The 24242-nt window shown below is 39.4% G+C and carries 20 protein-coding genes and 4 tRNA genes; 14 read left to right on the top strand and 10 right to left on the bottom strand.

Going from position 1 to position 24242, the window contains the following annotated elements:
* Positions 1 to 67: 67 nt before the first annotated feature.
* The 3 genes from ACQ7EO_RS16090 to ACQ7EO_RS16100 form a co-directional block, all read right to left on the bottom strand.
* Positions 68 to 421, bottom strand: coding sequence for a bleomycin resistance protein (locus ACQ7EO_RS16090; RefSeq protein ID WP_239046222.1), 354 nt, complete (start codon positions 419 to 421; stop codon positions 68 to 70).
* 53 nt (positions 422 to 474) lie between these two features.
* Positions 475 to 1056 (bottom strand): DUF4112 domain-containing protein, encoded by a 582-nt coding sequence (locus ACQ7EO_RS16095; RefSeq protein ID WP_034618064.1) that lies wholly within the window; start codon positions 1054 to 1056, stop codon positions 475 to 477.
* 164 nt (positions 1057 to 1220) lie between these two features.
* Positions 1221 to 2252, bottom strand: coding sequence for a L,D-transpeptidase family protein (locus ACQ7EO_RS16100; RefSeq protein ID WP_262085308.1), 1032 nt, complete (start codon positions 2250 to 2252; stop codon positions 1221 to 1223).
* Between the two features lie 524 nt (positions 2253 to 2776).
* Here ACQ7EO_RS16100 and pyrC point away from each other — a divergent pair.
* From pyrC to ACQ7EO_RS16145, 9 genes are all read left to right on the top strand, one after another.
* Positions 2777 to 3811, top strand: coding sequence for a dihydroorotase (gene pyrC, locus ACQ7EO_RS16105; protein WP_434278017.1), 1035 nt, complete (start codon positions 2777 to 2779; stop codon positions 3809 to 3811).
* Entirely contained in the window at positions 3796 to 4455 is a 660-nt protein-coding gene (gene rnt, locus ACQ7EO_RS16110; RefSeq protein ID WP_004722393.1) for a ribonuclease T, read from the top strand. The genes pyrC and rnt overlap by 16 nt, the downstream gene beginning before the upstream one ends.
* A 20-nt stretch (positions 4456 to 4475) precedes the next feature.
* A tRNA-Glu gene (locus tag ACQ7EO_RS16115) sits at positions 4476 to 4551 on the top strand.
* A 163-nt stretch (positions 4552 to 4714) separates the two neighbouring features.
* Positions 4715 to 6142, top strand: coding sequence for an amino acid permease (locus ACQ7EO_RS16120; protein WP_434278018.1), 1428 nt, complete (start codon positions 4715 to 4717; stop codon positions 6140 to 6142).
* A gap of 271 nt (positions 6143 to 6413) precedes the next feature.
* Positions 6414 to 6489: transfer RNA gene (locus ACQ7EO_RS16125), tRNA-Glu, on the top strand.
* A gap of 335 nt (positions 6490 to 6824) precedes the next feature.
* Complete coding sequence (locus ACQ7EO_RS16130) at positions 6825 to 8249, top strand: amino acid permease (protein WP_034618380.1); 1425 nt, start codon at positions 6825 to 6827, stop codon at positions 8247 to 8249.
* 131 nt (positions 8250 to 8380) lie between these two features.
* Positions 8381 to 9280, top strand: coding sequence for a hypothetical protein (locus tag ACQ7EO_RS16135; protein ID WP_434278021.1), 900 nt, complete (start codon positions 8381 to 8383; stop codon positions 9278 to 9280).
* A gap of 133 nt (positions 9281 to 9413) precedes the next feature.
* Positions 9414 to 9489: transfer RNA gene (locus ACQ7EO_RS16140), tRNA-Glu, on the top strand.
* Between the two features lie 42 nt (positions 9490 to 9531).
* Positions 9532 to 9607, top strand: a tRNA-Glu gene (locus ACQ7EO_RS16145).
* Positions 9608 to 9692: 85 nt separating this feature from the next.
* Here the strand turns inward: ACQ7EO_RS16145 and ACQ7EO_RS16150 are convergent.
* Both ACQ7EO_RS16150 and ACQ7EO_RS16155 read right to left on the bottom strand, forming a co-directional pair.
* Positions 9693 to 10307 carry a YiiX family permuted papain-like enzyme gene (locus ACQ7EO_RS16150; protein WP_434278022.1) on the bottom strand — a complete coding sequence of 205 codons (615 nt, stop codon included), beginning with the start codon at positions 10305 to 10307 and terminating at the stop codon, positions 9693 to 9695.
* A 201-nt stretch (positions 10308 to 10508) separates the two neighbouring features.
* Positions 10509 to 11699, bottom strand: coding sequence for a putative solute-binding protein (locus ACQ7EO_RS16155; protein ID WP_224965497.1), 1191 nt, complete (start codon positions 11697 to 11699; stop codon positions 10509 to 10511).
* Positions 11700 to 12077: 378 nt separating this feature from the next.
* Here ACQ7EO_RS16155 and ACQ7EO_RS16160 point away from each other — a divergent pair, with 378 nt between their 5' ends.
* The 3 genes from ACQ7EO_RS16160 (at position 12078) to ACQ7EO_RS16170 (ending at position 16154) form a co-directional block, all read left to right on the top strand.
* Positions 12078 to 12662, top strand: a complete 585-nt coding sequence (locus tag ACQ7EO_RS16160) for a 5-formyltetrahydrofolate cyclo-ligase (RefSeq protein ID WP_434278023.1) — start codon at positions 12078 to 12080, stop codon at positions 12660 to 12662.
* Between the two features lie 147 nt (positions 12663 to 12809).
* The gene (gene lon / locus ACQ7EO_RS16165) at positions 12810 to 15239 is read left to right on the top strand and encodes an endopeptidase La (protein ID WP_004722406.1); all 2430 of its coding nucleotides are present in this window, start codon (positions 12810 to 12812) and stop codon (positions 15237 to 15239) included.
* 537 nt (positions 15240 to 15776) lie between these two features.
* On the top strand, positions 15777 to 16154 hold the full coding sequence (locus tag ACQ7EO_RS16170; RefSeq protein ID WP_034617484.1) for a VOC family protein: 378 nt from the start codon (positions 15777 to 15779) through the stop codon (positions 16152 to 16154).
* Between the two features lie 259 nt (positions 16155 to 16413).
* On the opposite strand, the gene ACQ7EO_RS16175 is transcribed toward ACQ7EO_RS16170, so the two are convergent.
* From ACQ7EO_RS16175 to ACQ7EO_RS16195, 5 genes are all read right to left on the bottom strand, one after another.
* Positions 16414 to 16842 carry a hypothetical protein gene (locus tag ACQ7EO_RS16175; protein ID WP_004819693.1) on the bottom strand — a complete coding sequence of 143 codons (429 nt, stop codon included), beginning with the start codon at positions 16840 to 16842 and terminating at the stop codon, positions 16414 to 16416.
* 150 nt (positions 16843 to 16992) lie between these two features.
* Positions 16993 to 17838 (bottom strand): diaminopimelate epimerase, encoded by an 846-nt coding sequence (gene dapF, locus ACQ7EO_RS16180; protein ID WP_434278025.1) that lies wholly within the window; start codon positions 17836 to 17838, stop codon positions 16993 to 16995.
* 13 nt (positions 17839 to 17851) lie between these two features.
* On the bottom strand, positions 17852 to 19096 hold the full coding sequence (lysA, locus tag ACQ7EO_RS16185; RefSeq protein ID WP_434278027.1) for a diaminopimelate decarboxylase: 1245 nt from the start codon (positions 19094 to 19096) through the stop codon (positions 17852 to 17854).
* Positions 19097 to 19129: 33 nt separating this feature from the next.
* Positions 19130 to 19360, bottom strand: a complete 231-nt coding sequence (locus ACQ7EO_RS16190; RefSeq protein ID WP_004819690.1) for a hypothetical protein — start codon at positions 19358 to 19360, stop codon at positions 19130 to 19132.
* Positions 19361 to 19515: 155 nt separating this feature from the next.
* On the bottom strand, positions 19516 to 20916 hold the full coding sequence (locus ACQ7EO_RS16195; RefSeq protein ID WP_004819689.1) for an amino acid permease: 1401 nt from the start codon (positions 20914 to 20916) through the stop codon (positions 19516 to 19518).
* Between the two features lie 279 nt (positions 20917 to 21195).
* Between ACQ7EO_RS16195 and radA the strand changes: the two genes are divergently transcribed.
* Positions 21196 to 22581, top strand: a complete 1386-nt coding sequence (gene radA, locus ACQ7EO_RS16200; protein WP_004722416.1) for a DNA repair protein RadA — start codon at positions 21196 to 21198, stop codon at positions 22579 to 22581.
* Positions 22582 to 23134: 553 nt separating this feature from the next.
* Positions 23135 to 24136, top strand: a complete 1002-nt coding sequence (locus ACQ7EO_RS16205) for a Tim44 domain-containing protein (protein ID WP_434278029.1) — start codon at positions 23135 to 23137, stop codon at positions 24134 to 24136.
* The last annotated feature ends 106 nt before the right edge of the window (positions 24137 to 24242 follow it).

Genomic DNA, 24242 nt, shown 5'->3' on the forward strand with positions numbered 1-24242 from the left:
TATTTAACGTGCAATTGCTATCTTTCTTACTTTCTTACTTTCTTTCTTTCAATACCAATTTGAGGAATTAATCTAATTGGATACAACGGATTAAACTTCCATTCGGATCAATCACACAAAACATATCAATTTCTTCGAGATACTGGATTTCTGTTATTCGTGCTTCTGGGAATTGTGCCCAATCTAAGCCTTGCCAAAAATGAAACAGATCTTGCAAGACATGTGTTCTTAAGCAGGCACTAAACCATGATTCTTTTGGATTTAAATCGGGGTGATGGAAAAACTCAACCAGCAAACTGTCCTTACTTAAGATCATCCATTCTGCGGACTGATAATCACACTGAAAACCTAAGAATGCATAAAATTTACGAGTATGATCAAAATCAATAGCAGGAAGGTTTGCCGAAATATAATCTTGCATGATCACCTCTGTATTTTAATATCTACATTTTCACATCAATTCAATGTTGGAATCTATGCACGATAGCTTTGATACCAATCCCATAACATATTTACGCCAAACCACATTGCAAGTCCAATCAGGATCAAAACAATCAAACCTAAAATATCGGGAATATGAATCCAAATCCAAGCAATAACAGGATTACGCCAAAATGCTGAATGCTGTTGCTTTTGTTCTAACTTCTCATGTAAAAATGGGTGAACCACATGATCATCGCTATAAATCTGATATTCTTCTTGAATATGGTCATGTACAACGTCTAAGGCTTTACGACTGGGCCGGATAAAAATATCGAATAAGGTTCCAGCAATCGGTATACATCCCACAACGCCGTCAATCACAGCCAGTTTTAATACCCCGTTGAGCTTTGCTTGAGGCACGCCAATCTGTTTGGCTTTATAAACCGCATAACAGGTCAACACAAAACCCGCGACATCACCAGCAATCGGTATAGTACTGAGTGCGGCATCTGCCCCTACCCCTTGTTTGGTAAATGGAATACGCACCACTGAATCCATCATATTGGCAAATTTAGCCAAATCTCGTTCAAGTTTAATGACTTCTTGAGTAGATAATTTTTTTTCTGTACCCATAAAGATTTCAATTTTTTGACATGGTGAAGTTAAATTGATCATACCCAATAAATTCAGTATGTTGTGTATAAGTTTAATATTTACAGTAGCAAAATCTTATCAATACAATAAAAAAGGCTGAGCGCTCTTTTAAACTACTCAGCCTTTTCGGATATACAATGGGATTAATCTAAGAACTTAACCACAGTCCCCGGTTGAACCTTACGACCTAAATCATTGGCATCCCAATTGGTCAAACGAATACAACCATGAGAAGCGGTCTTTGAAATTAATGAAGGATTCGGCGTACCATGAATACCAAATGTCGGTTTACTTAAAGCAATCCACATATTGCCAACAGGACCATTTGGACCAGGCGGTAATGCCAGCTTTTGACGGTTGCTCCCTTGAACAAAGTTTTTCGGGTTATAACCATAAACAGGGTTTGCGGCAACTTTAATGACCTTATGCGTTCCTTTCGGGGATGGTGTACCAGAACCCCCAATTGTGGCAGGAAAAGATGCAATCATTTGATTTGCACTATTGTATAAATAAAGTTGTCGAGCAGGCTTATGCGCAATAATTAAGGCCACACCTTCAGGCAAATCATTGCGTACAATCGGTACATTGATGGTTTCGCCTACTTTTTTAAAGTTAGCTTTTGGATTGAGTTGTTTAAGAAAGTCTTCATCAATATGAAACTTTTCACCTAACATTTCAGTCACACGGGTGTAATACAGACCCGGCATTTTTGCTTGTTGGGCATAATTTCGCGGAATTGATTTGGCATAAGGCCCTTTAATATCCGCTGCAGTAATTTGATAAGTTCCAAACGCTGCGGATTTTTGATTTTTTAACAAACTGTCCCAAGTCTGTTTATCCAGTTCACCACTAATCGGTAAACTTTTAATCTGTTGATACGCAGCAAGTGCTTTTAAAAAGTTCTTGCCACTTTTACCGTCGATTGGCCCTGGCGAAGCATGTAAATTATTGAGCATCACTTGTGCACGGGCATAAACGGGGAATTGCCCTCTGCCAATATTTTCAGACCAATTGGCGGTATTGATACTATTGACTGACCAATCTTGTTTTAAGTCCGCTTTTATCGCTTCTTGACTTTTATCAGCTTTAACATTTTGTTTGGCAAAAATTTGACTTTGAATATTTAAACCCACAAGACACATAATGCAAATCAGGTTTGGCAGAAACTTGCCCATATAAAGCTCTCTATTAACTCAATATTATAATTGATGTACTTATCTAATAAACTATTGTATTACAGACACATAGTATACTGATCTCGAACAATAAAAGCGACGTCACACACACCTTGAACGATCATTTATATTCTCAAGGCTTTAAACACAATTGTATAAGATCAATAGTGTGTTTATTCATAAAATGAAAATTATGTATGCTGGAAGTTTATCTTTGTATGACTTTATTATCATTTTTTAAGAAAAATATGCAATAGTACATTTTGACTATTTAATCATTTAAAAACGGTAATTTTAAAATAAATTCAAATTAAGCAATTGAAAATCATTGCCATGTTATACAGTTGTAGATTTTCTACTCAGCATTAGCACCCAATCATGACACACACATGACCAATCCGAACAAAATATAAGCTTTAGATTTGTTTTTAATCATTTAATTTGAATTATTGATTAGAAATAGCTGTTATCATTTTAAAGTGTTATAGATTATCATCTCATTTATTTTGTCAGTAAGAATTGCCTTGAATACGATCACTTTGCTTCAGCCAGATGACTGGCATGCCCACCTGCGTGATGGTCTTGCCTTAAAACGTACAGTTCCAGATCTAGCCAAACAATTTGCCCGTGCGATTTGTATGCCGAACCTCGTTCCACCTGTGAAAACTGTAGATGAAGCGAATGCTTATCGTGACCGTATTATGGCACATGTCCCTGAAGGGGTTGATTTTGACCCACGTATGGTACTGTATTTTACCGACCAGACTTCTCCAGATGAAGTTCGCAAAATCAAAGAGTCTCAATTCGTCAATGCAATTAAACTCTATCCTGCTGGTGCAACAACCAACTCGGATAATGGTGTCAGTGACATTCGTAAAGTCTATGCAGTGATTGAACAGCTTGAAGAACATCAAGTGCCATTACTATTACATGGTGAAGTTACTCATCAGCATGTGGACATTTTCGACCGTGAAAAACGCTTTTTAGACGAAGTACTTTCACCGTTACTGAAACAATTTCCGCAATTAAAATTGGTGTTAGAACATATTACCACCAGTGAAGCCGCGCATTTTGTGCTTGAACAAGATCGTAATGTTGCTGCGACGATCACACCACAACATTTAATGTTTAACCGTAATGATATGTTGGTCGGTGGTATAAAACCGCACTTTTATTGTTTACCGATTTTAAAGCGTCAAACTCATCAACAAACTTTACTTGAAGTTGCCACAAGCGGTAGCCCTAAGTTTTTCTTAGGTACTGACAGTGCACCACATTCTAAAAATGCCAAAGAAAATGCATGTGGTTGTGCAGGTTGCTATAGTGCACCTACAGCAATTGAGCTTTATGCTCAGGCTTTTGATCAAGTCAACAAAATCGAACGCCTAGAAGGTTTTGCCAGTATGTTTGGTGCAGACTTCTATGGTTTGCCTCGCAACACAAATAAGATTACCCTTGTGAAAGAAGATCAGGTAATCCCTGAAAGTTTAGATTATTTGGATGGTGAACACATTATTCCACTTTATGCTGGAAAAACCATCCAATGGAGAAAGGTGTGACAACTGAAACATTACCTGTGATTGGACAACGCTTTCGTGGTTTTTTACCCGTTGTGGTTGACGTTGAAACAGCAGGTTTTAATGCAGATACCGATGCATTGCTTGAAATCGCATGCATCCCGATTGTGTATGATGCTGAAGGAAAATTTGTTCCAGGTGAAGCACATCATGCACACATCAATCCTTTTGAAGGTGCAAATTTAGATCGCCGTTCTTTGGATTTTATTGGTGTAGATCCATTTAATCCAATGCGTATGGCAATGGCTGAAGACGAGAAAACAGCATTAAAGCGTATTTTTAAGGCGGTCAATGAAGTACGTCGTCAGCAACATTGTACCCATGCGGTCTTGGTCGGACACAATGCCCACTTTGATTTAGGCTTCCTAAGAGCTGCAATTGCGCGAACTGGCAGTAAAAATCAAAACCCTTTTCATAGTTTTTCTGTATTTGATACGGTGACTTTAAGTGCGGTCATGTTTGGTCAAACTGTTTTGGCTAAATCATGTATTCAAGCTGGAATTGAGTTCGATGGTAAAGAGGCTCACTCGGCCTTGTACGATACTCAAAAGACGGCTGAACTGTTTTGCTATATTTTGAACAAACTCGCACCTCACTTACTTGACAATTTGGTGGCGGATCAATAAGATATCGCCATCTTCTAAACGACCCTATCGTCTAGAGGCCTAGGACATCGCCCTTTCACGGCGGTAACCGGGGTTCGAATCCCCGTAGGGTCGCCATCTAATTATTCTTATAATTTCTTTCTCTCTTTTTTGATCTTCTTGATTCAATTATTTTATTTCATCCCTTTTCTTTAGACTTTAGAAGCTGACGGTTTATTTTATTTTGTCAATTTTGGCATTTTAATCTAAAATATCTCTTTAAAGTTCAATGACATCAAATATGCAATCACCTGATCAATCGAATCAGCACACTGTCGCTGATGGGCAAACTATTGTCTTAAAAAGATCCATGACCAAACGCCACCTGATCATGTTGTCATTAGGCGGTGCAATCGGTACAGGCTTATTTTTAAGTTCAGGTGAAGTGATTGCACAAGCTGGACCGATTGGTGCAGTGATTGCCTATATCATCGGTGGTTTAATTGCCTATATGGTGATGCTGTGCTTAGGTGAACTTGCGGTCAATCAACCTGTAACCGGATCTTTTGGTGCTTTTGCAGCTAAAAATATTGGACCGGGTACAGGCTACATGGTGTCGTGGATGTACTGGCTTGGCTGGTCTGCCACCTTGGGGACTGAATTTACCGCAGCAGCCATGCTGATGCAGGAATGGTTTCCAACAACCTCCATCTGGTTATGGACCTTGGTCTTTATTGTTGCCATCTTGATTTCCAATCTAACCTCAACACGCTTTTTTGCAGAGTCAGAGTTTTGGTTGTCTTTTGTCAAAGTTGCAACGGTATTGGTATTTATCTTACTCGGCCTAACCGCAATATTTGGGTTAATCCCCTTCCATGGTCATGAAACTGCACCTTTATTCAGTAATTTAACCGCACATGGCTGGCTACCCAATGGTTTATTTCCTATTTTTGCCACCATGCTGATTGTAAATTTTGCCTTTAATGGTACTGAGATGATTGGGATTGCTGCTGGTGAAACTGAAAATCCTGAAAAAAATGTCCCAAAAGCGATTCATGCTGCGGTTTGGCGGTTAATGATTTTCTTTGTTGGTACCATTATTGTCATCAGTTCATTATTGCCCTATCAAGATGCTGGCCTAGCCGCGCATGGTGAAGGGATCAGTAATAGTCCCTTTGTTTCTGTATTTAACTTGATTGGAATTCCTTACGCAGAAGACATCATGCGTTTTGTGATCATTACAGCGCTTTTGTCCACTGCTAATTCAGGACTATATGCGGCATCTCGTATGATGTGGGCGCTTTCAATTCAAAAACAATTACCTCGAGTTTTTTCCAAACTGACCAAATCAGGTACCCCTGTTGTTGCAATTTTTGTGACCATGATTGGAGGTTTACCCGGTTTACTGTCGGAGCAATTTGGCGCAGATGTCATCTTTAAAAACTTACTCGGTGTGGCAGCATTTACCATGGTTATCGTGTGGATGAGTATTTGCTGGAGTCAGTTTAATTTCCGTCGTAAATGGCTGGCCAGCGGTAAAACACTGGCTGATTTAAAATTTAAAACGCCGTGGTATCCAGTCGTACCGATTCTTGGCTTTATTACCTGTACCGCAACTGGTTTAAGTATGGCAGCAGATCCGGAAATGCTTTCTGGCTTTATTGGTTGTTTAGTGTTTATGGCAGCATGTTATGCAACTTATTACTGGCTTTATCATCAGAAAAATTAAGTCGCAGTGTAAATCACTGATCAGCCCGTATTCATACGGGCTTTTCTATTTTGGACTTTTAACCAACAGCATAATTTTTAAGTGATTCATATATAAATCAAGCCGTTTTTATTTGATTTGGATTCTTCTAAAAAACAAAAAATAGCTTTATGGCTAAATTAAAAACAAATACATGATGATTCGCTTATAGATTCATCAGTTAAACGCTTTTTCGATAAATCCATTTTGACAAAAATATCTTTTATCCTTAATATACGCATCACCTCATTACGACCCTATCGTCTAGAGGCCTAGGACATCGCCCTTTCACGGCGGTAACCGGGGTTCGAATCCCCGTAGGGTCGCCATATTTGAGATTGTTTCCAACACAAAACTTTCTCGTAAAAAAGCCTGAGCAATACGACTCAGGCTTTTTTATATCTATCGTATTTTAAAGCAGTTAAAAACCACCATCCCGTCATATTTAAAAGATTGTTTTTTCATCAATAATCTGAATTTTTAATTTAAAATAATCAGTGCAGAGTTAAATATAAATAATTGATTTAAATATTTATTTATAAAAACCATAAAATCATGGTGATTTATAGTATTGCTTATTGAGCATTAACAACACTCAATCATTGCACTATTTATGAATTGGGCTAAAATAGCGCGCTTCTTGTTTTATTTCCATCTGAAGCTTATGCAGTCATCACCAAATCAAAATGATGCTCAGGTATCATCTAATTCTTCACCACTCAAACGAGCAATGAGTACTCGTCACTTGGTGATGATTTCGCTTGGTGGTGCAATAGGTACAGGGCTTTTTTTAGGTTCTGGTGAAGTAATCTCACAAACGGGTCCGATTGGTGCCATTATCTCTTACATCCTCGGCGGTGTAATTGCCTATATGGTGATGCTGTGCTTAGGTGAACTTGCGGTTCATATGCCTGAGTCTGGTTCATTTGGTACTTATGCGCAACGATACATTGGCCCAGGTACAGGATACACCGTTACTTGGCTGTATTGGCTGACATGGTCAGCAACACTAGGCACTGAATTTACTGCTGCGGCTTTGTTAATGCAAGAATGGTTTCCGCATATCTCGATGTGGTTATGGACGCTGATTTTTGCAGCAATCGTGTTTGGCTTAAATATGAGCTCAACCAAATGGTTTGCCGAATCTGAGTTCTGGCTCTCTTTGGTTAAAGTCATTACGGTAATCGCTTTTATTCTTTTTGGCCTCTTGGCAATTTTTGGTATTTTAAATTATCAGGGACATACTTCAGCACCATTATTTAGTAATTTGACCGATGAAGGCTGGTTCCCACAAGGTCTATTCCCAATCTTCACCACCATGTTAATCGTGAACTTTGCCTTCTCTGGTACGGAGTTGATTGGCGTTGCTGCGGGTGAAACTGAAGATCCTGCGAAAAATGTGCCTAAAGCCATCAATACTGCTATTTGGCGTTTATTGATTTTCTTTGTTGGTACGATCATTGTCATTAGTGCACTGCTGCCTCACCAAATGGCAGGATTACATGCTGAAGGGGTCAGTAGCAGCCCATTTGTTACCGTATTTGATCATATTGGTATTCCATACGCAGAAGACATTATCCGTTTTGTGATCATCACTGCATTGTTGTCTGCGGCTAACTCAGGGCTATTTGCAGCGTCACGTATGATGTGGTCGCTCTCAGCCAAGAAACAGCTTCCAGCATTGTTTTCTAGAGTCAATGCACGCGGTATTCCATATATTGCGGTGATTGTCACCATGTTCGGTGCATTACCTGGTCTGCTTTCAGAGCAATTTGCACCTGAGACTATTTTTAAAAACTTGTTGGGTGTGGCTGCGTTTACCATGGTTGTGGTGTGGATGAGTATTTGTCTGAGCCAGTTTAATTTTAGACGTCAATGGTACAAACAAGGTCATACCAAAGCTGAATTAGGCTTTGCTGCACCATTGTTTCCAATTGTGCCGATCTTAGGTTTTATCTTCTGTTTAATTACCTGTATCAGTATGGTATTTGACCCTGAGATGGTGGTGGGCTTTATTTGTTGTTTAATCTTTATTGCCATTTGCTATATCAGCTACGCATTCTTATATAAAGATCAATCACAACCCTAAACAAGATCTAACTGATCATGCCTAAACAAAAAGTGTAGCCATTGGCTACACTTTTTGTACATTCATAGATAGTCAAAATCAGTTTAAACTCGTAATTTAATAGCTAAACATAACAATCTATAAAACCCCCAATGAAGATTATTTTTATTCATGGTATGAACCAGCAGAATTATAATGCTGAGAGTTTAAAACAACATTGGGTTGATATTCTTCAACAGGGAATCGATGAACTTAAACTGCCTATTTCAACCGCACAATTAGATATTCGCTTGGCTTTTTATGGTGATTTAATCAGTAAGCACCAATTAAGCAATCGCTTTGACTTAGAAAGCTTTCTGCCTAAATCATGGGTAAACTTTCACTTTCATAAACATACAACAACGCCAGCCACGACAACTTTAAATGTCGCTCCCGCAATTCCAATACTGCCCTACTTCATGCCTGAGCATGACTTAAAACTGTCTAAACGCTTGTATTTGGCTTCGCAATTGTTAAAAGATAAGGCACTCAAAGAGTTCTCTTTAATTTTAAATAATTTTCCAAAACTTCATGAAAGTCTGATTCATAAATTTCTGATCGAAACTTATTTATACCTCGCCAATCCTCAGTTTATGGATGAAGTCCATCAACGGATACTGGCCAACTTAGAACCCGATCAACCGCATATTATTGTTGCGCATTCGTTAGGAACCGTGATTGCCTATAATCTGTTACAACAGCTGCAAGCAAACTACCAGATACAACGCTTTATTACCTTAGGCTCACCACTCGCCTTTAAAGTGATTCAGTCTAAACTAACACCACCCATCAAAAGACCAAATTGTCTAAATGGTGATTGGCATAATTTCTATTCACCAGATGATTTTTTAACCGCTTTTCCTTTGATCAATGCACCCTTTGACTTTCAACCCGCGATTTTAAATACCGCGATTTCAACGTTTATTCATACTCCTCATCAAATCGCAGGCTACTTACAACATCCTGCGGTGATTCAAAATATTTTAGATCCCATTCTGTACCCCAAGCCGTAATAATGGTCTTAATTTTAACCACTTTGCTCATATTGCTTTGTTTTTATCCATATAAACGCAATTTCAGTTTTTATTGTGGAAAAAAGTTTGACACCTGCCAGTATTCGCCCTAATATACGCCCACCTCTGAAACGACCCTATCGTCTAGAGGCCTAGGACATCGCCCTTTCACGGCGGTAACCGGGGTTCGAATCCCCGTAGGGTCGCCATTAATTTAATGGTTTAGTTTCAAGTGTCTGCCTCAATTTATTGACCCTATCGTCTAGAGGCCTAGGACATCGCCCTTTCACGGCGGTAACCGGGGTTCGAATCCCCGTAGGGTCGCCACATTCAAGAATGTATGTATATACCGCTTCTTATAAAAAACCTGAGCATCATGACTCAGGTTTTTTTATGTCTGCTATATTTTCAATCAATTCAAGCCAGCAACCGAGTCAACCATTTTCAATTTCTTTGAATTAAAAATTGCACTTGGCGCAATCACAGTTTCTCGCAATGGAATATGCTGTCCATAGCGTTGTTGCATAAGTGCTTTAACACTTCGATCTGTGAGATCAAAACTTTGTAATTTTTCCAAGGGCGCCAATTCTATTACTAAAGCATATTGATAAGCTTTCCATACAATTTCAGAGCAATAAATTGCGTCATCATTCCATTCAAAATAAACATCATAGGGTTTATTTAAATAAGTCTCGGCCTGTTTGACTAACTTGTGTTGTTGCTCAGCAGTCAATTGAGGTTGATAACGCTTTACGACATAGGCTTTATTTACACCACGATTGATCCATTGTTGAAGCGGTGTATATTTCACAGGCTGAATCGCCTCCAAAACCAAAGCTTGACCTTGTTTCATTACGATCATTCCCATGTGGCTATATGGCGAATGGGTGGCTTTTTCGATCACAAGACTTTGTGCTGATTTAGAGCTATGAAAAATAATATCTCCTGTCTGATACTCTGCGGCATATATCGAGTTAACGTAAAACAACACTGTCAGCAACAAGAGTTTGAACGGTTTTCTTAACATCATTTAAATCTTAATTTTGATCTTCTTTATCTTGGATTTAATCTAACAGAGTAGTAAAGCATTGCCTAAACTTTGTAATAAAAAAGGAGCAAAATAAACTTTCATTTTGCTCCTTTAGCTTTTAATTCAAATCAAAAACATCAGCTGTTTGTGATTTTGCTTTTGACTTATATACCTCATCAAGACAAGAGCAAAACCCAATCATTCATCATTTAAAGCACATTCAAAACTACTTGGGGTTTGACCACATCGAACCTTTTTCAAAATTTTCATCATTGTTGGGTCATAGAAGCCTTCTTTGGTCATCTGAATACGTGCTTCACGCATAATCTTAATATAGCCTGGCTTATCTGCTTCACGAATATCAAACCAATATTTATCTGGAACTTCTCGCTCCAGTTTATCGACAAACTGAAATGCTGGGCTGAGTTGTTTAGAAATCATTTCCCGTGCGATTGGTCCCATACCTGCAGGGAACTTATTCCGATGCATGATTAATGTGCCTGTCACCTGTATCAAAGGAAAGCGAATAATACCACCGACCACATTGCCATTTTTATCAGTCATACCCTTTTTCAATTCTAAAGGCTTAAATAACAAAGCAGGCCCCGCCATAATATCGACTTCTTTGTTATTAAACTTTCCACCCACAGTTAATAGATCAACTGAAACAGGTTGTGCACCAACATTTTGCACCAACTTCTTTTGAGTACCGTCAAAGTTCATGACCGCCACTTTTTTCCCTGCTGCTTTTGATAAGGTATCAATACGGCGATCATTGACCATGATATACGCAGCACCTAAAGGAACAATCCCCACCACTTCATAATCACGATTGACCATTTTTGCATCGTACTCAGGCCGTGCAAGTAACTGGATCACGGTGGTTAATTGCTTATAGTTTTGTACTGCCCCAATAGCATCAATACTGCCGACAAACGGATTAAACTGACGTGCACGAATGTTACTGATTCCAGCACCATCACAGCGTTTACTGCGGAAATCCTCAGTCAATACACGTTCATCGGTATAAACTCTTAAATTAATATCCGTAGAAGCGGTTTTCTTTAATTTTGGATAATTTAAATCAATATGCATCGACAATTTGGTTGGACGGGTAATTTTCATATCCACCCCAAATTCCTTAGCAATCTGTGTAATTCGTGGCAGTTCACTGATATAACTGGTCGCTTGTTCAAAAGCTTCACTATTGGCGCCATCAGGAGAATACACACACAGCGTGACTGTTTTGGGAATCTGTTGCCAAACTTTTGGATCATTCATTAAGGTTTTAATTTTATTCTTTGAATGTGCAGATAACTCAAGATCCAGTTTTGGCGCTGCTGGAGCGGCATAGCTCATCAGCGGTAAACTGCTTGCCAATGCAAGCATTGAGATAACAAACCGTCGTGACAAGGTATGAGATTGTTGTTTTAGCTGACTTTGCATGGTGTTTTCCTGTTTATTTTCGTGCTTATCCATAATTATCACTCACGTGAATTTCTTCTCAGCCTAATTGAAGTGCTTTCATTTGCAATTGACTGAGCAAAATCCTACATTTGTCAGAATAGATACTCCGGACTTAAAATGTAGAACATCAATATTTAATCTTGTTTTATCAAACGATTAGCATAATAGCTTAAAACCGCCCATTTATCGCAAACTCTAGTGAATAAAAGATAATCAAAATAACATCTTGATCATTTCGTTATAAATGCTGTTTATCATTTCATTGTATACTGGCAACAGTTTAGTTTTAGCATTCAAAACATGGATCAAAATTCACAACTGCGTAGATCTTTAAGACAACAACGACAAAAGCTGACCCGCAATCAACAAACGGTCATTGAATTGCAATGCTTTAAACAGATGCTACGCCATCGCCATTTTTTCAATGCGCAGAAAATCGGATTATATTTAGATGCTTTTGGTGAAATTCAAACCAAATTGCTTATCGAATATTGCTGTGCGATTGGAAAAACCGTGTATTTGCCCATGATCTGTAATATGAACAAAAAACTGGTTTGGGTCAAAATATCAAATCGGCAGTTCCGCAATCGGCGCTTTTCTTTACATCGTCTTGGGATGTTAGAACCTATGGCAAGTCGTGCTAAACATATTTCAATACTCGATCTGGTGGTCATGCCTTTATTGGCCTGTGATTTAAAAGGTAGCCGTATGGGCATGGGAGGCGGTTTCTATGATCGAACGCTTGCATCAGCTACACATCGCCCACATCGGCTTGGTTTAGCCCATGATTTCCAGTTACTCACCCATGAGCTTAAAAGAAATCCGTGGGATCAGCCCTTAGACAGCCTAATTACCCCAGCAAAAACCTATTATTTTCGCCGTTAAATTGACCAATAAATGCAAATAGGTTTATTTGTTAATCAAATAGTTGCGATTTTTTAAACTTTTTATTTGGCAAAGCCCTTGTAATTTTTGAAATACACATCACTATAAAAAACATGGCAACACCGTTGTCACTCATTAGGAGTGCCCATGTCTGAGATTATTATGAATCAAGAAAACTTAGAGCCACAGGTTCCAAGTGTATTACCGCTTTTAGCGTTGCGTGACGTGGTTGTGTACCCACATATGCAAATTGCGCTATTTGTGGGTCGTGAAAAATCGATCAATGCAGTTGATGTGGCTCGTAACAGTGACAATTTAGTATTTGTAGTTGCGCAAAAAGATTCGCTTACAGAAGAAATTGATCACGACAACTTATATCAATATGGTACCGTCGCAAAGATTGTACAAGTTGTGAATCATGAAAATGATGAAAACTGTATCAAGGTACTGATTGAAGGCTTACATCGTTCTAAGCTGGTTGAAATCATCGACAATGATGAATACTTATCGGCTGAACATGCATTAAGCCCAATGACGATATCTGTAGATAAAGATACTCAAGCAACACGTGTAGAAGAATTACGTGCACTGTTTTCACAGTATGCAGAAGCCAAATTACGTAATGCACGTGAATTGATTGCAGCAGCAAATAAAATCGACGATTTATTACAATTGTTGTTCTTTGTTGCAACCCGTGTACCTTTAAATATCGATGTAAAACAAAAATTCCTAGAGCACGATGAGTTTGAAGCACACTTACAAGAGCTGATGACTTATTTATTGCAACAATCTGAAGAACAACAGATTGAGCAAACATTGCATGACTCTGTAAAACGCCAAATGGAAAAGAACCAACGCGAATACTTCCTCAATGAGAAGATGAAAGTCATTCAGCGTGAACTTTCCGATATGAATGGTGGTGCGGAAGATGATGTTGCTGAAATTGAAAAACGTTTAGCGGAAGCTGATTTACCTGAACATGTGCGTAAAAAAGCTGAAAATGAATTCCGTAAACTCAAAGCAATGCAACCTGCGTCAAGTGAAGCTGCTGTTGTACGCAACTATATTGAGGCGATTTTAGATACGCCTTGGAATAAAGCCAGCAAGGTCAGCATTAACTTAGCAAAAGCTCAGGAAATTTTAGATACAGACCACTATGGTTTGGATGAAGTCAAAGAACGTATTGTTGAATACTTAGCAGTTCAATCACGCGTGAAAAAACTTCGAGGTCCAATCCTTTGTTTAGTTGGTCCTCCTGGTGTTGGTAAAACCTCACTCGGGGAATCAATTGCCAAAGCAACTGGTCGTGAATTCGTTCGTATGGCACTCGGTGGTGTCCGTGACGAAGCAGAAATTCGTGGTCATCGTCGTACCTATATTGGTGCGATGCCGGGTAAAATTGTGCAGTCATTGACCAAAGTTGGTGTTAAGAACCCTCTGTTCTTGCTCGACGAAGTGGACAAAATGGCACAGGATTATCGTGGTGATCCAGCTTCTGCCCTGCTTGAAGTACTTGATCCATCACAGAACAACAAGTTTAACGATCACTACTTAGATCTTGATCTTGACTTGTCTGAAGTAATGTTTATCTGTACTGCAAACAGCATGAATATTCCTGAGGCTTTATTAGACCGTATGGAAGTAATTCGTTTGCCGGGTTATACCGAAGACGAAAAAGTCAATATTGCTGATCGTTACCTTGTTCCAAAAGCAATCAAGAACAATGGCTTACGTGGCAAAGAATTGACTGTTCATGAAGAAGCGATTCGTGACATTGTACGTCGTTATACCCGTGAAGCTGGTGTACGTAGTCTTGAACGTGAAGTATCGAAGATTGCACGTAAAGTGGTAAAAGAATCAGTCAGTAAGAAAGCGAAAAACTTACATATTGATGTCACTGCTGAAAACTTACCTGAATATTTAGGTGTGCATAAATTTGATTACGGTATGGCGGAAGAAGAAGCTCAAGTGGGTCGTGTAAATGGCTTGGCATGGACTTCTGTCGGTGGTGAGTTATTGACTATCGAAGTTGCAGCAGTAAAAGGTAAAGGTAAATTTATTACCACGGGTTCACTCGGCGATGTAATGAAAGAATCTATTACTGCGGCAATGACTGTGGTTCGTACACGCGCTGATGAATTGGGTATTGAAGCTTCTCGTTTTGAAGAAACTGACGTACACGTTCACTTACCTGAAGGTGCGACACCGAAAGATGGACCATCTGCAGGTTTGGCATTAACCACTGCTCTGGTTTCGGCATTCACTGGGATTGCGATTCGTCCTGATATTGCAATGACAGGTGAAACCAGCTTAGGTGGCCGAGCAATGCGTATTGGTGGCTTAAAAGAGAAACTTTTAGCAGCACATCGTGGTGGGGTTAAACTGGTGTTTATCCCACAAGAAAACGTTCGTGACTTAGCTGAAATTCCTCAGAATGTGAAAGATGGTTTGGAAATTAAAGCAGTGAAAAGCATCGATGAGATTCTTCCACTTGCTTTGGTTGAACAACCTACGCCATTGGTCAAAGCACCAATCGTTAAAGCGGTTGATGAAGGCAAAAAAGCTGCACGTCATTGATCCAATGATCGAAAAAGAGAACGCTTCGGCGTTCTTTTTTATCTTTATAATCAAGGGTCTGTTGACATTTCATAAATCGATTGCGTTGTAGGTTAAAATTGAGCATGAGACGTATACGTCGTAAAGCAGGAAACGAAGAGAATAGCGAGACTATTTTCGAGTTTCATAACGTAGGCTGAGATAATTTTAGCCACAACCCTTCGGGACTAGCGTGTTTTTTGCCGCTACGTCGTTACGAATTACTCATTTAGAATGACTAAATTTCGTATTTCGCGCCTAGTATCGCCTAAAAAACACACGTCGTCGCAAACATAGACGAATTGTCAACAGACCCTATTGTTTCTTTAAGTTTTTCTTGAAATATTGATTAAAAAATAAACTTATTTACAAAATACAGCTGCTCTTGAGTTAAGTTTGTCATAAGCTAATCACAATAAAGTCTAAAAATAGAGTTTAAAGGCTCAACTGCCCTTAAGCTTATAAATACAGCCATATATGGTCATAAAACCGATAACAGCAAAATAAAAGGACACGTTTATGTCAAATCCAGTGTGTTGGTTCGAAATCTATGTCAATGATATGGCACGAGCTAAATTATTTTATCAAACGGTGATTGGTGTTGAGCTGAGTTTACTCAGTGATCCAAATGATTCATCGGTGGAAATGTGGACATTTCCATCGGATATGAGCCAATACGGTGCAACAGGCTCATTGGTTAAAATGGAAGGCATTTCTGCTGGTGGAAACAGTACAATTGTCTATTTCAGTAGTGAAGATTGTGCCATTGAAGAAGCCCGAGTAGCAGCCGCTGGCGGTCAAGTTCATCAAACAAAAATGTCGATTGGGCCTCATGGGCATATTGTTTTGGCGATTGATACTGAAGGCAATATGTTTGGTATTCACTCAATGAATTAATCGTGAGTGAACTCAACGACTGCTGGTAATTTAAAATTGGCAACTAAACTGGTTGAAAATTATACGAACATCCTCATATATAAATTATACAAGTATGCGCGCTGTAAGTGTGGTTACTTAACGTCGATTTGGTCTCCAGACAGATCAACGTTAAAACACAGTCCTACCCATTTTGGACTGTGTTTTTTTATGGGTAACTTAGGGCTGATTACAAAAGCTTATCCCAGAAAAACGATCTATTGACTTAAAGCGCCTACAATTATGACCGGTTCTGCTGCCATTGTGCATATTTTTGACTAATCACGACTGCCATCAAATCATAATTATCCCATGTATCATCCACAGCATAGGTATCTGTCAAACCTTTAGCATCAACTAAGATTTCATCATAATCTTTAAAATATTCATGACTCTCATAATAGGCTTGGGTAAATTCAAAGCCTTGTTCATTTAAATCTTCTTCCCAAAACTTTTCATCGCACATATTGATCAAAAACTGCCGTCCAGTCATTTGACGTGTGCGGACTTGTTCTAATTCATCTACACTTTCTTCTTGGTGAAACTCACCTTCCAATTGGTTATTGATAATCCAGGCTAAATAAATTCCAATATGTGTCCCACCATTTTCATATGGAAAGCCTGCTTGCTCTGCGGATTCGCCATGCCAATCAATACGATCTATTGCCATTATTTATTTTTCCTTGTGATTATTTATTGAGATCTTTAAACAGTATAAACACTTATTTTATATTTTTTAATCCAAAAACTAAGCAATTAAAGATAAAAAAAGCCCTAAAATTAATTCAGGGCTTTGCTCTAAGCTGTAAAATAAAGGAGATCAACCTTGGAAATAACGTAAATCTAAACGACCTTCATAAACGGTTGCAGTCGGCCCTGTCATCCAAACCACATCGCCTTCTTTCCATTCGATTTGTAATTTACCACCAGCCAACTCAATTTCTACATTATTGGCAAGTAAGCCACGACGCATTCCAGAGACTGCGGCTGCACAAGCGCCTGTACCACATGCCATCGTTTCGCCGACACCACGTTCAAACACCCGTAAACGCGCATGCTTTTCATCAACAATTTGCATAAAGCCAGCATTCACCCGTTGTGGGAAACGCGCATGTGCTTCCACTTGAGGGCCAATTTTGGCAACATCTGCAGTTAAAACATCGGGAACGATTGTCACCGCATGTGGATTGCCCATATTGACCACATCTATAGTCAGCAATTCATTATCTTGCAATGCGATGTCATACAATGCATCTGGTTCTTCTGCAAGAAATGGAATCTCATTGGGTAAAAATTTTGGATAGCCCATGTTGACACGCACCCAACCATTTTCACCCAACTCTGGTTCGACAATACCAGCGCTGGTTTGAACTTTAAAACGTTTTTTATTGGTCAACTGACGTTCATAAACAAACCGCGCAAAACAACGTACGCCATTGCCGCATTGCTCTACTTCTGAACCATCTGCATTGAAAATACGATATTTAAAATCAACATTGGGAAAATCTGGTGGTTCAACAATTAACAGTTGATCAAAACCAATCCCGAAATGGTGATCAGCCAAACGGCGAATGGTCATTGCATCAAAAAATGCACGCTGGCTGATTAAATCAACCACCATAAAGTCATTGCCCAGACCATGCATTTTGGTAAATTCTAATAACATTTAAAATGGCTCCTTAAGGCAATAAGCTTTCATTTTCCCAAAGTGATTCAATGGTTTCTCGCTTACGAATCACATACGATTGATCAGCATCGACCATGACTTCAGCAGCACGACCACGGCTGTTATAATTTGAACTCATGACAAAACCATACGCACCTGCACCTAAAACAGTAAGATGGTCATTTTCCTGAATGGCAAGTTCACGTTCTTTACCGAGAAAATCGCCTGTTTCACAAATGGCACCCACGATATCCCAAGTTTTTGCTTCAACATCTGTACGCGATACTACAGCTTGAATGTCCATCCACGCTTGGTAAAGCGATGGACGAATCAAGTCATTCATTGCAGCATCAATAATTGCGAAATTACGATAATTGGTTGGTTTTAACAAATCAACTTTCGTCACCAATACCCCAGCATTTGCTGAAATACTCCGCCCCGGTTCCATATAGACTTTTAAGCCTAATTTCTCTAAAGCTGGACGCATTGCGTTGGCATATTCTGCAACACTTGGCGGTGTTTCATCTTTATAGGTCACCCCTAAACCGCCACCAATATCGATGTGTTTCAGCTGGATGCCCAATTCTTTTAATTTTGCAATCATCATGATGACGCGGTCAAGCGCATCTACGAAAGGTTGTGTTTCAGTTAATTGCGAACCAATGTGACAATCGATCCCAATCACATCAAGGTTGGGTAAAGACGCCGCATATTGATAGGTTTCAAAAACTGAGTCTGATGGAATACCAAATTTATTTTCTTTTAAACCTGTCGAAATATAAGGATGGGTTTTCGCATCTACATCTGGGTTTACCCGTAACGAAATCGGAGCTTTTTTGCCTAAACCTGCCGCAACTTTCTGGATACGATCAAGTTCAGCATGAGATTCCACATTGAAGCACGCAATCCCTACTTCTAGGGCTTTTTGAATATCTGCTTCTTGTTTGCCTAAACCTGAAAATACGATTTTTGTAGCATCACCACCTGCGGCAAGGACTCGCGCAAGCTCACCACCTGTGACAATATCAAAGCCTGAGCCTAATTTTGCCAATACATTCAATACCGCAAGATTTGAGTTTGACTTCACCGCAAAACAAATTTGATGATCGATAAAGCCAAATGCCTGATCCATATCCAAATAATGCTTTTCAAAAGTTGCCTTTGAATAAACATAAAGCGGTGTGCCATATTGCTGCGCGAGTTGATCTAAAGAACATTGCTCTGCATGCAATACCCCATGAATGCGGGAGAAACTCATGAATCTATCCTTTCAATGAAAGTGTAATTAGGTTTAGTTTGAAGTGGCTTGAGACGCTGGCACAGATTGATCTGCAATGGCTGTCTGATCTTGCACTTTTGCCTTGCTTTGGGCAGCTTTATTGGCATCTTTTGAATAGAGCAAATATTTGGCACGTTTGTCATAGTCTTGACTGTTTGCCAACTGCAAATTGCCTGATTGACCACAACCCACCAACACCGCACTTGCTAAAACTAAACCGATGCCACAAATTGCAAAACGCATTTGTTCACCTATTTCCAAAATTTTCGTCAGTATACCTTATACCTTGAATCTAAAATATAGACCAAAGCGGAAGCCTTAAAGCTTAAAATGAGAATAAAAAAAACGCCAGTAAATTACTGACGTTTTCTTATCAATATCATTGAAATCGTTAATGACTATTTTTTCTTATAAAAACAGAAATAACCAATCGCAAGGATAATGAGCCAGATCGGACTGACCATCAATGATTTCATTGTATCTGGTTCTAATGCAAGAATACCAATCGTACCGACAAAGAAAATGATCACGATATAACAAGTAATCGGTCCACCTGGTAATTTAAACACTGATTTTGCATGAAGTTCTGGGCGTGTTTTGTAGTACACCAAATAACTCCACAAAATAATGATCCATACCAAGATAAACAAGATCGTGGACAGCGTAGTTGCTAAAGTAAATGCTTCGACTGTGTTTGGAACGAAATATTGTAATGCCGCACCACCCAATAGACATACACCAGAGAAATACAAAGCATTCGCTGGAACTGCGCGTTTATTTAACAGACCAAATGCTTTAGGACCTTGGTCTTCACGAGAAAGACCAAACAGCATACGACTTGTTGAGAATACACCACTATTCATTGAAGACATTACAGAAGAAAGTACTACCAAGTTCATAATGATTGCAGCCGCAGCAATTCCCGCTTGACTAAACAAGTTCACAAATGGGCTAACTTTAGGATCAATCATATTCCATGGTGTAACTGACATAACAATCACTAACGCCAATACATAGAAGAAAATAATACGGATTGGAATTGAGTTAACTGCTTTAGGTAAGTTCTTCTCTGGATCTTTGGTTTCTGCTGCTGTGGTACCAACAAGTTCAACACCAACAAAAGCAAAGATGGCAATTTGGAAGCCTGCTAAGAAGCCTTCAAAGCCTTTCGGGAACATTCCCCCATGATCCCAAAGATGAGTAAATGACGCCACTTGACCTGTTGCCGCCGAAGTAAAGCCAGTAAAAATCATCCAGAAACCCACCAAAATTAACACCACAATGGCAATAATTTTGATCAGTGCAAACCAGAATTCCAATTCACCAAACAGTTTTACTGTGACTAAGTTCAATCCTAAAATAAAGAAGATTGCGGCAACACTGATCATTGCCCCTTCAGTTGGGGTAAAGGGCACCCCATTATTGAAGAACTGTAAGTAATAGATAATTGCAGATAAATCTGCGATACCAATAGTGATCCAGCACAGCCAATAAGTCCATCCGACAAAATAGCCGGCCCATGGTCCGATCAAATCTGTTGAAAAATCAATAAATGACTTGTATTGCAAGTTTGAAAGTAACAGTTCACCAAGCGCACGCATGACGAAAAAAACCATCAAACCAATGATCATGTAAATAAATAATATGGATGGTCCCGCAAGACTGATCGTCTTCCCTGAACCCATAAATAAGCCTGTACCAATCGCACCACCAATTGCAATTAATTGTAGATGACGATTCGATAAACTTCTTGCTAGTTCACCTGTTTCCGCAGAAGAACTGAGGTTTTCATTTGACATTGTTATATTCTTCTCTCAGATTTCGTTGTACAAAAGTAGCTTAAAACAAAAAAAATAAAAAAGCCTTTTTCAATGAATACTTAAAATATCTAAGTTTTTTCATCTTTTAGCTTATTTAATAGTCAAACGACTATCCCTTACCTTTCTTATTTTTACCGTTCCTTCGATTTGCAGTTTACGTGCCAAAATAGTTTTTGGCGAGATGTTAAGCAAAAAATTGTATTTCAATGGCGCTATTGGTACATTCAGCACATCATTCAAAAGGTGAACGCACTCAAAATGGGCAAAGTCAAAACTGTTTATCGTTGTGAACAATGTGGTACAGACCATCCAAAATGGGCAGGTCAATGTTCAGACTGTGGTGAATGGAATTCTCTGACTGAAGTGCGCATTGAACCTGTCGTATCACATCGTGCCAAACCTATGGGCGGTGGGTATGCTGGACAAGCAGCCAATGTCACCTTGCTTAACCAGATTACCGTGTCCAATGAAACACGTTTAGCTACGGGTATAGGCGAGTTTGACCGAGTACTTGGTGGTGGTTTAGTCACAGGTTCTGTCGTCCTGATCGGGGGTGACCCCGGTATTGGTAAATCAACGATTCTGTTGCAAACCGCAACGCATATGGCTGCTGCGAAGAATTCAGCGCTCTATGTCACAGGGGAAGAATCACTTTCACAAGTGGCTTTACGTGCCAATCGTCTTGATTTAGCTACCGATAAATTACAAGTCATGGCAGAGACGTGTGTAGAACGAATTTGTGATACCCTCGCACAATTGCGCCCTGCTGTTGCCATCCTTGACTCAATCCAAACCTTATATACCGAAACCTTACAATCTGCTCCCGGCGGTGTTTCGCAAATTCGTGAGTCAGCTGCACTATTGACTCGATTTGCAAAAAACAGTGGTACAGCGTTATTTCTTGTTGGTCACGTCACCAAAGAAGGTGCCTTGGCAGGTCCACGTGTACTTGAACACATGGTCGATTGCGTACTGTATTTTGAAGGGCAATCTGACTCCCGCTACCGTATGATTCGTGCTGTCAAAAACCGTTTTGGTGCGGTCAATGAACTTGGTGTATTTGGCATGACAGATAAGGGCTTAAAAGAAGTCGCCAATCCGTCTGCCATCTTTTTAAGTCGTTATGATGAAGCGATTCCCGGTTCAGTGGTGATGATCAGTCGTGAAGGTACACGGCCATTATTGGTTGAAGTTCAAGCACTGGTTGATGACGCGCATGGACAACCGCGTCGGGTCGCACTGGGTTTAGAACAAAACCGCTTAAATATGTTGCTTGCGGTTATGCATCGTCATGGTGGTGTACAGACCTCTGGACAAGACGTTTATGTCAATGTCGTGGGTGGCTTAAAAATTACCGAAACAGGTTCTGATCTTGCGGTACTTTTGGCCTGTGCTTCAAGTTTACGCTCTAAAGCTTTACCACAACAATTGGCTGTGTTTGGTGAAGTGGGCTTATCAGGTGAAATACGCCCTGTTCCCAATGGGCAAGAACGCTTAAAAGAAGCCATAAAACATGGTTTTAAATACATCATCGTACCTAGAGGCAATGCACCACAAAAGCCTATTGCAGGTGTACAAATCATTGCAGTGGCTCGACTGCATGAGGCATTAACAGAAGCCATGCAATTGAGTGATGAAGTCTAAGCATCCCATTTATAAAATAGGACCAAGCCTTACAAGGAAGTAAGCTTGCTTTGATAGAGAGCTTAAATAAAAAATTTCCTCTTCTCCCTCATTAAATGAACCCTCACAGATCCAATAAAAATTAAATCTCTGACTAAAGTTAAAACAACAGTTTTGCTTTAATCATTTTTATAACGGATTGATCGATCGATATTTATTCAAATAATTTAAAGGTAAAGACTGGGTACTACACGCTATAAATTATCCATTAAATCATGAGAATTTTTATCATAAATTGCTGCACTAAATTTGTATATCACAGCACAATTCCACCGATATGATAAAAGCCTTTTTAAATTGATAGTTTTAATTATTTCAATAGATTAGAAAATCCGTATTGGACTTTAAAAGCCCAGCAATATATTCGTTATGTTTATGTGAATATATGTGCAAATAAATCTTAAAAACATTGAAATTCTCTTAAAAAGACTGCATAAAGAGAACTATGAAAAGCAATTACAGTAATGTGCTTGCACTCATATTCATCAACATATTTTTAATATAGGTAGATTCAATGGAAGTTCGACAGCGCGGCTTGGTCGCAGGTATTTTAATGGCAACTTTGGCTGTAGCACCTTTGGCTGAAGCAAAACGTGCAGGTGGTGGTAAAAGCCATGGCATGAGCCGTTCTTCGAGTTCAAGTCAGTCTTATTCTCAACCTCGACAAGTTACGCCTGCTCAACAACCAACGCCTGCTCAACCTGGACAACAAAAATCAGGTTCTGGTGTAGGTAAAATGGTTGCTGCTGGTGTTGCAGGTGCAGCAGTAGGTGCGATTGCGGCAAATGCAATGGCTGATGATCATAATGGTAATGCCCAAGCACAAACCAATGATGCTGAATTAGCGAAACAACAAGCAGCTGCTCAACAAGAAGAGAAAAAAGGTGGAATTCCAAGCTGGATCTGGTTAATCCTGATCGCAGGTGCTGCATTCTTCTTGTTCCGTAAATTCGGCGCAAAAAAAAAATTAGCCAGCAATAATCCGTATGCACCAAATAGCACAGGTCCAACATCTGCGCCATTTGGGCAAAACAATACGGCACGTAGTTCAAAAGACGCGACCAATATTTTTGGTCAGTCTGTCAATGGTGGTACTGCAACCCAAGCACCGTTTGGCGCAGCGTCAATGCAAAGTGGCAATCAACTTCCAGATGGAACTGAACCTGCTGCTTTCCTACGTGTTGCTCGTCAACGCTTTAACCATATTCAGTCAATGAACTCAGTGAGCAATATTGCTGAAATTCAACGCTATTTAACAGCTGATCTTTATCAGTCAATGTACAGCGATATCATGGCAAACCAAGATCAAGATGTGGCTGAGTTTTCAAACTTAAATGCATTGGTATTGGATAGTGCAACAGAAAATGGACAATACGTGGTGAGTGTTCGTTTTACTGGCACTGTCAGCGAAGACTTAAATAGTCAACCTGTACCGTTCTCAGAAGTATGGCACTTTGTTAAACCAGCAGGGTCTACTCAAGATTGGTTAGTTGCTGGAATTCAACAAGAAAGTTAATTGAATAGCGTTTTATTGCAATAAAAACAGTGCTTCGGCACTGTTTTTTTGTTTTAAAAATACAGTAGATATTGATGATTTTCTGTCGAATAGATTGAATCAAGAC

The sequence above is a fragment of the Acinetobacter sp. CE-15 genome (genome assembly GCF_051059255.1).
Lineage (GTDB): Bacteria > Pseudomonadota > Gammaproteobacteria > Pseudomonadales > Moraxellaceae > Acinetobacter > Acinetobacter guillouiae.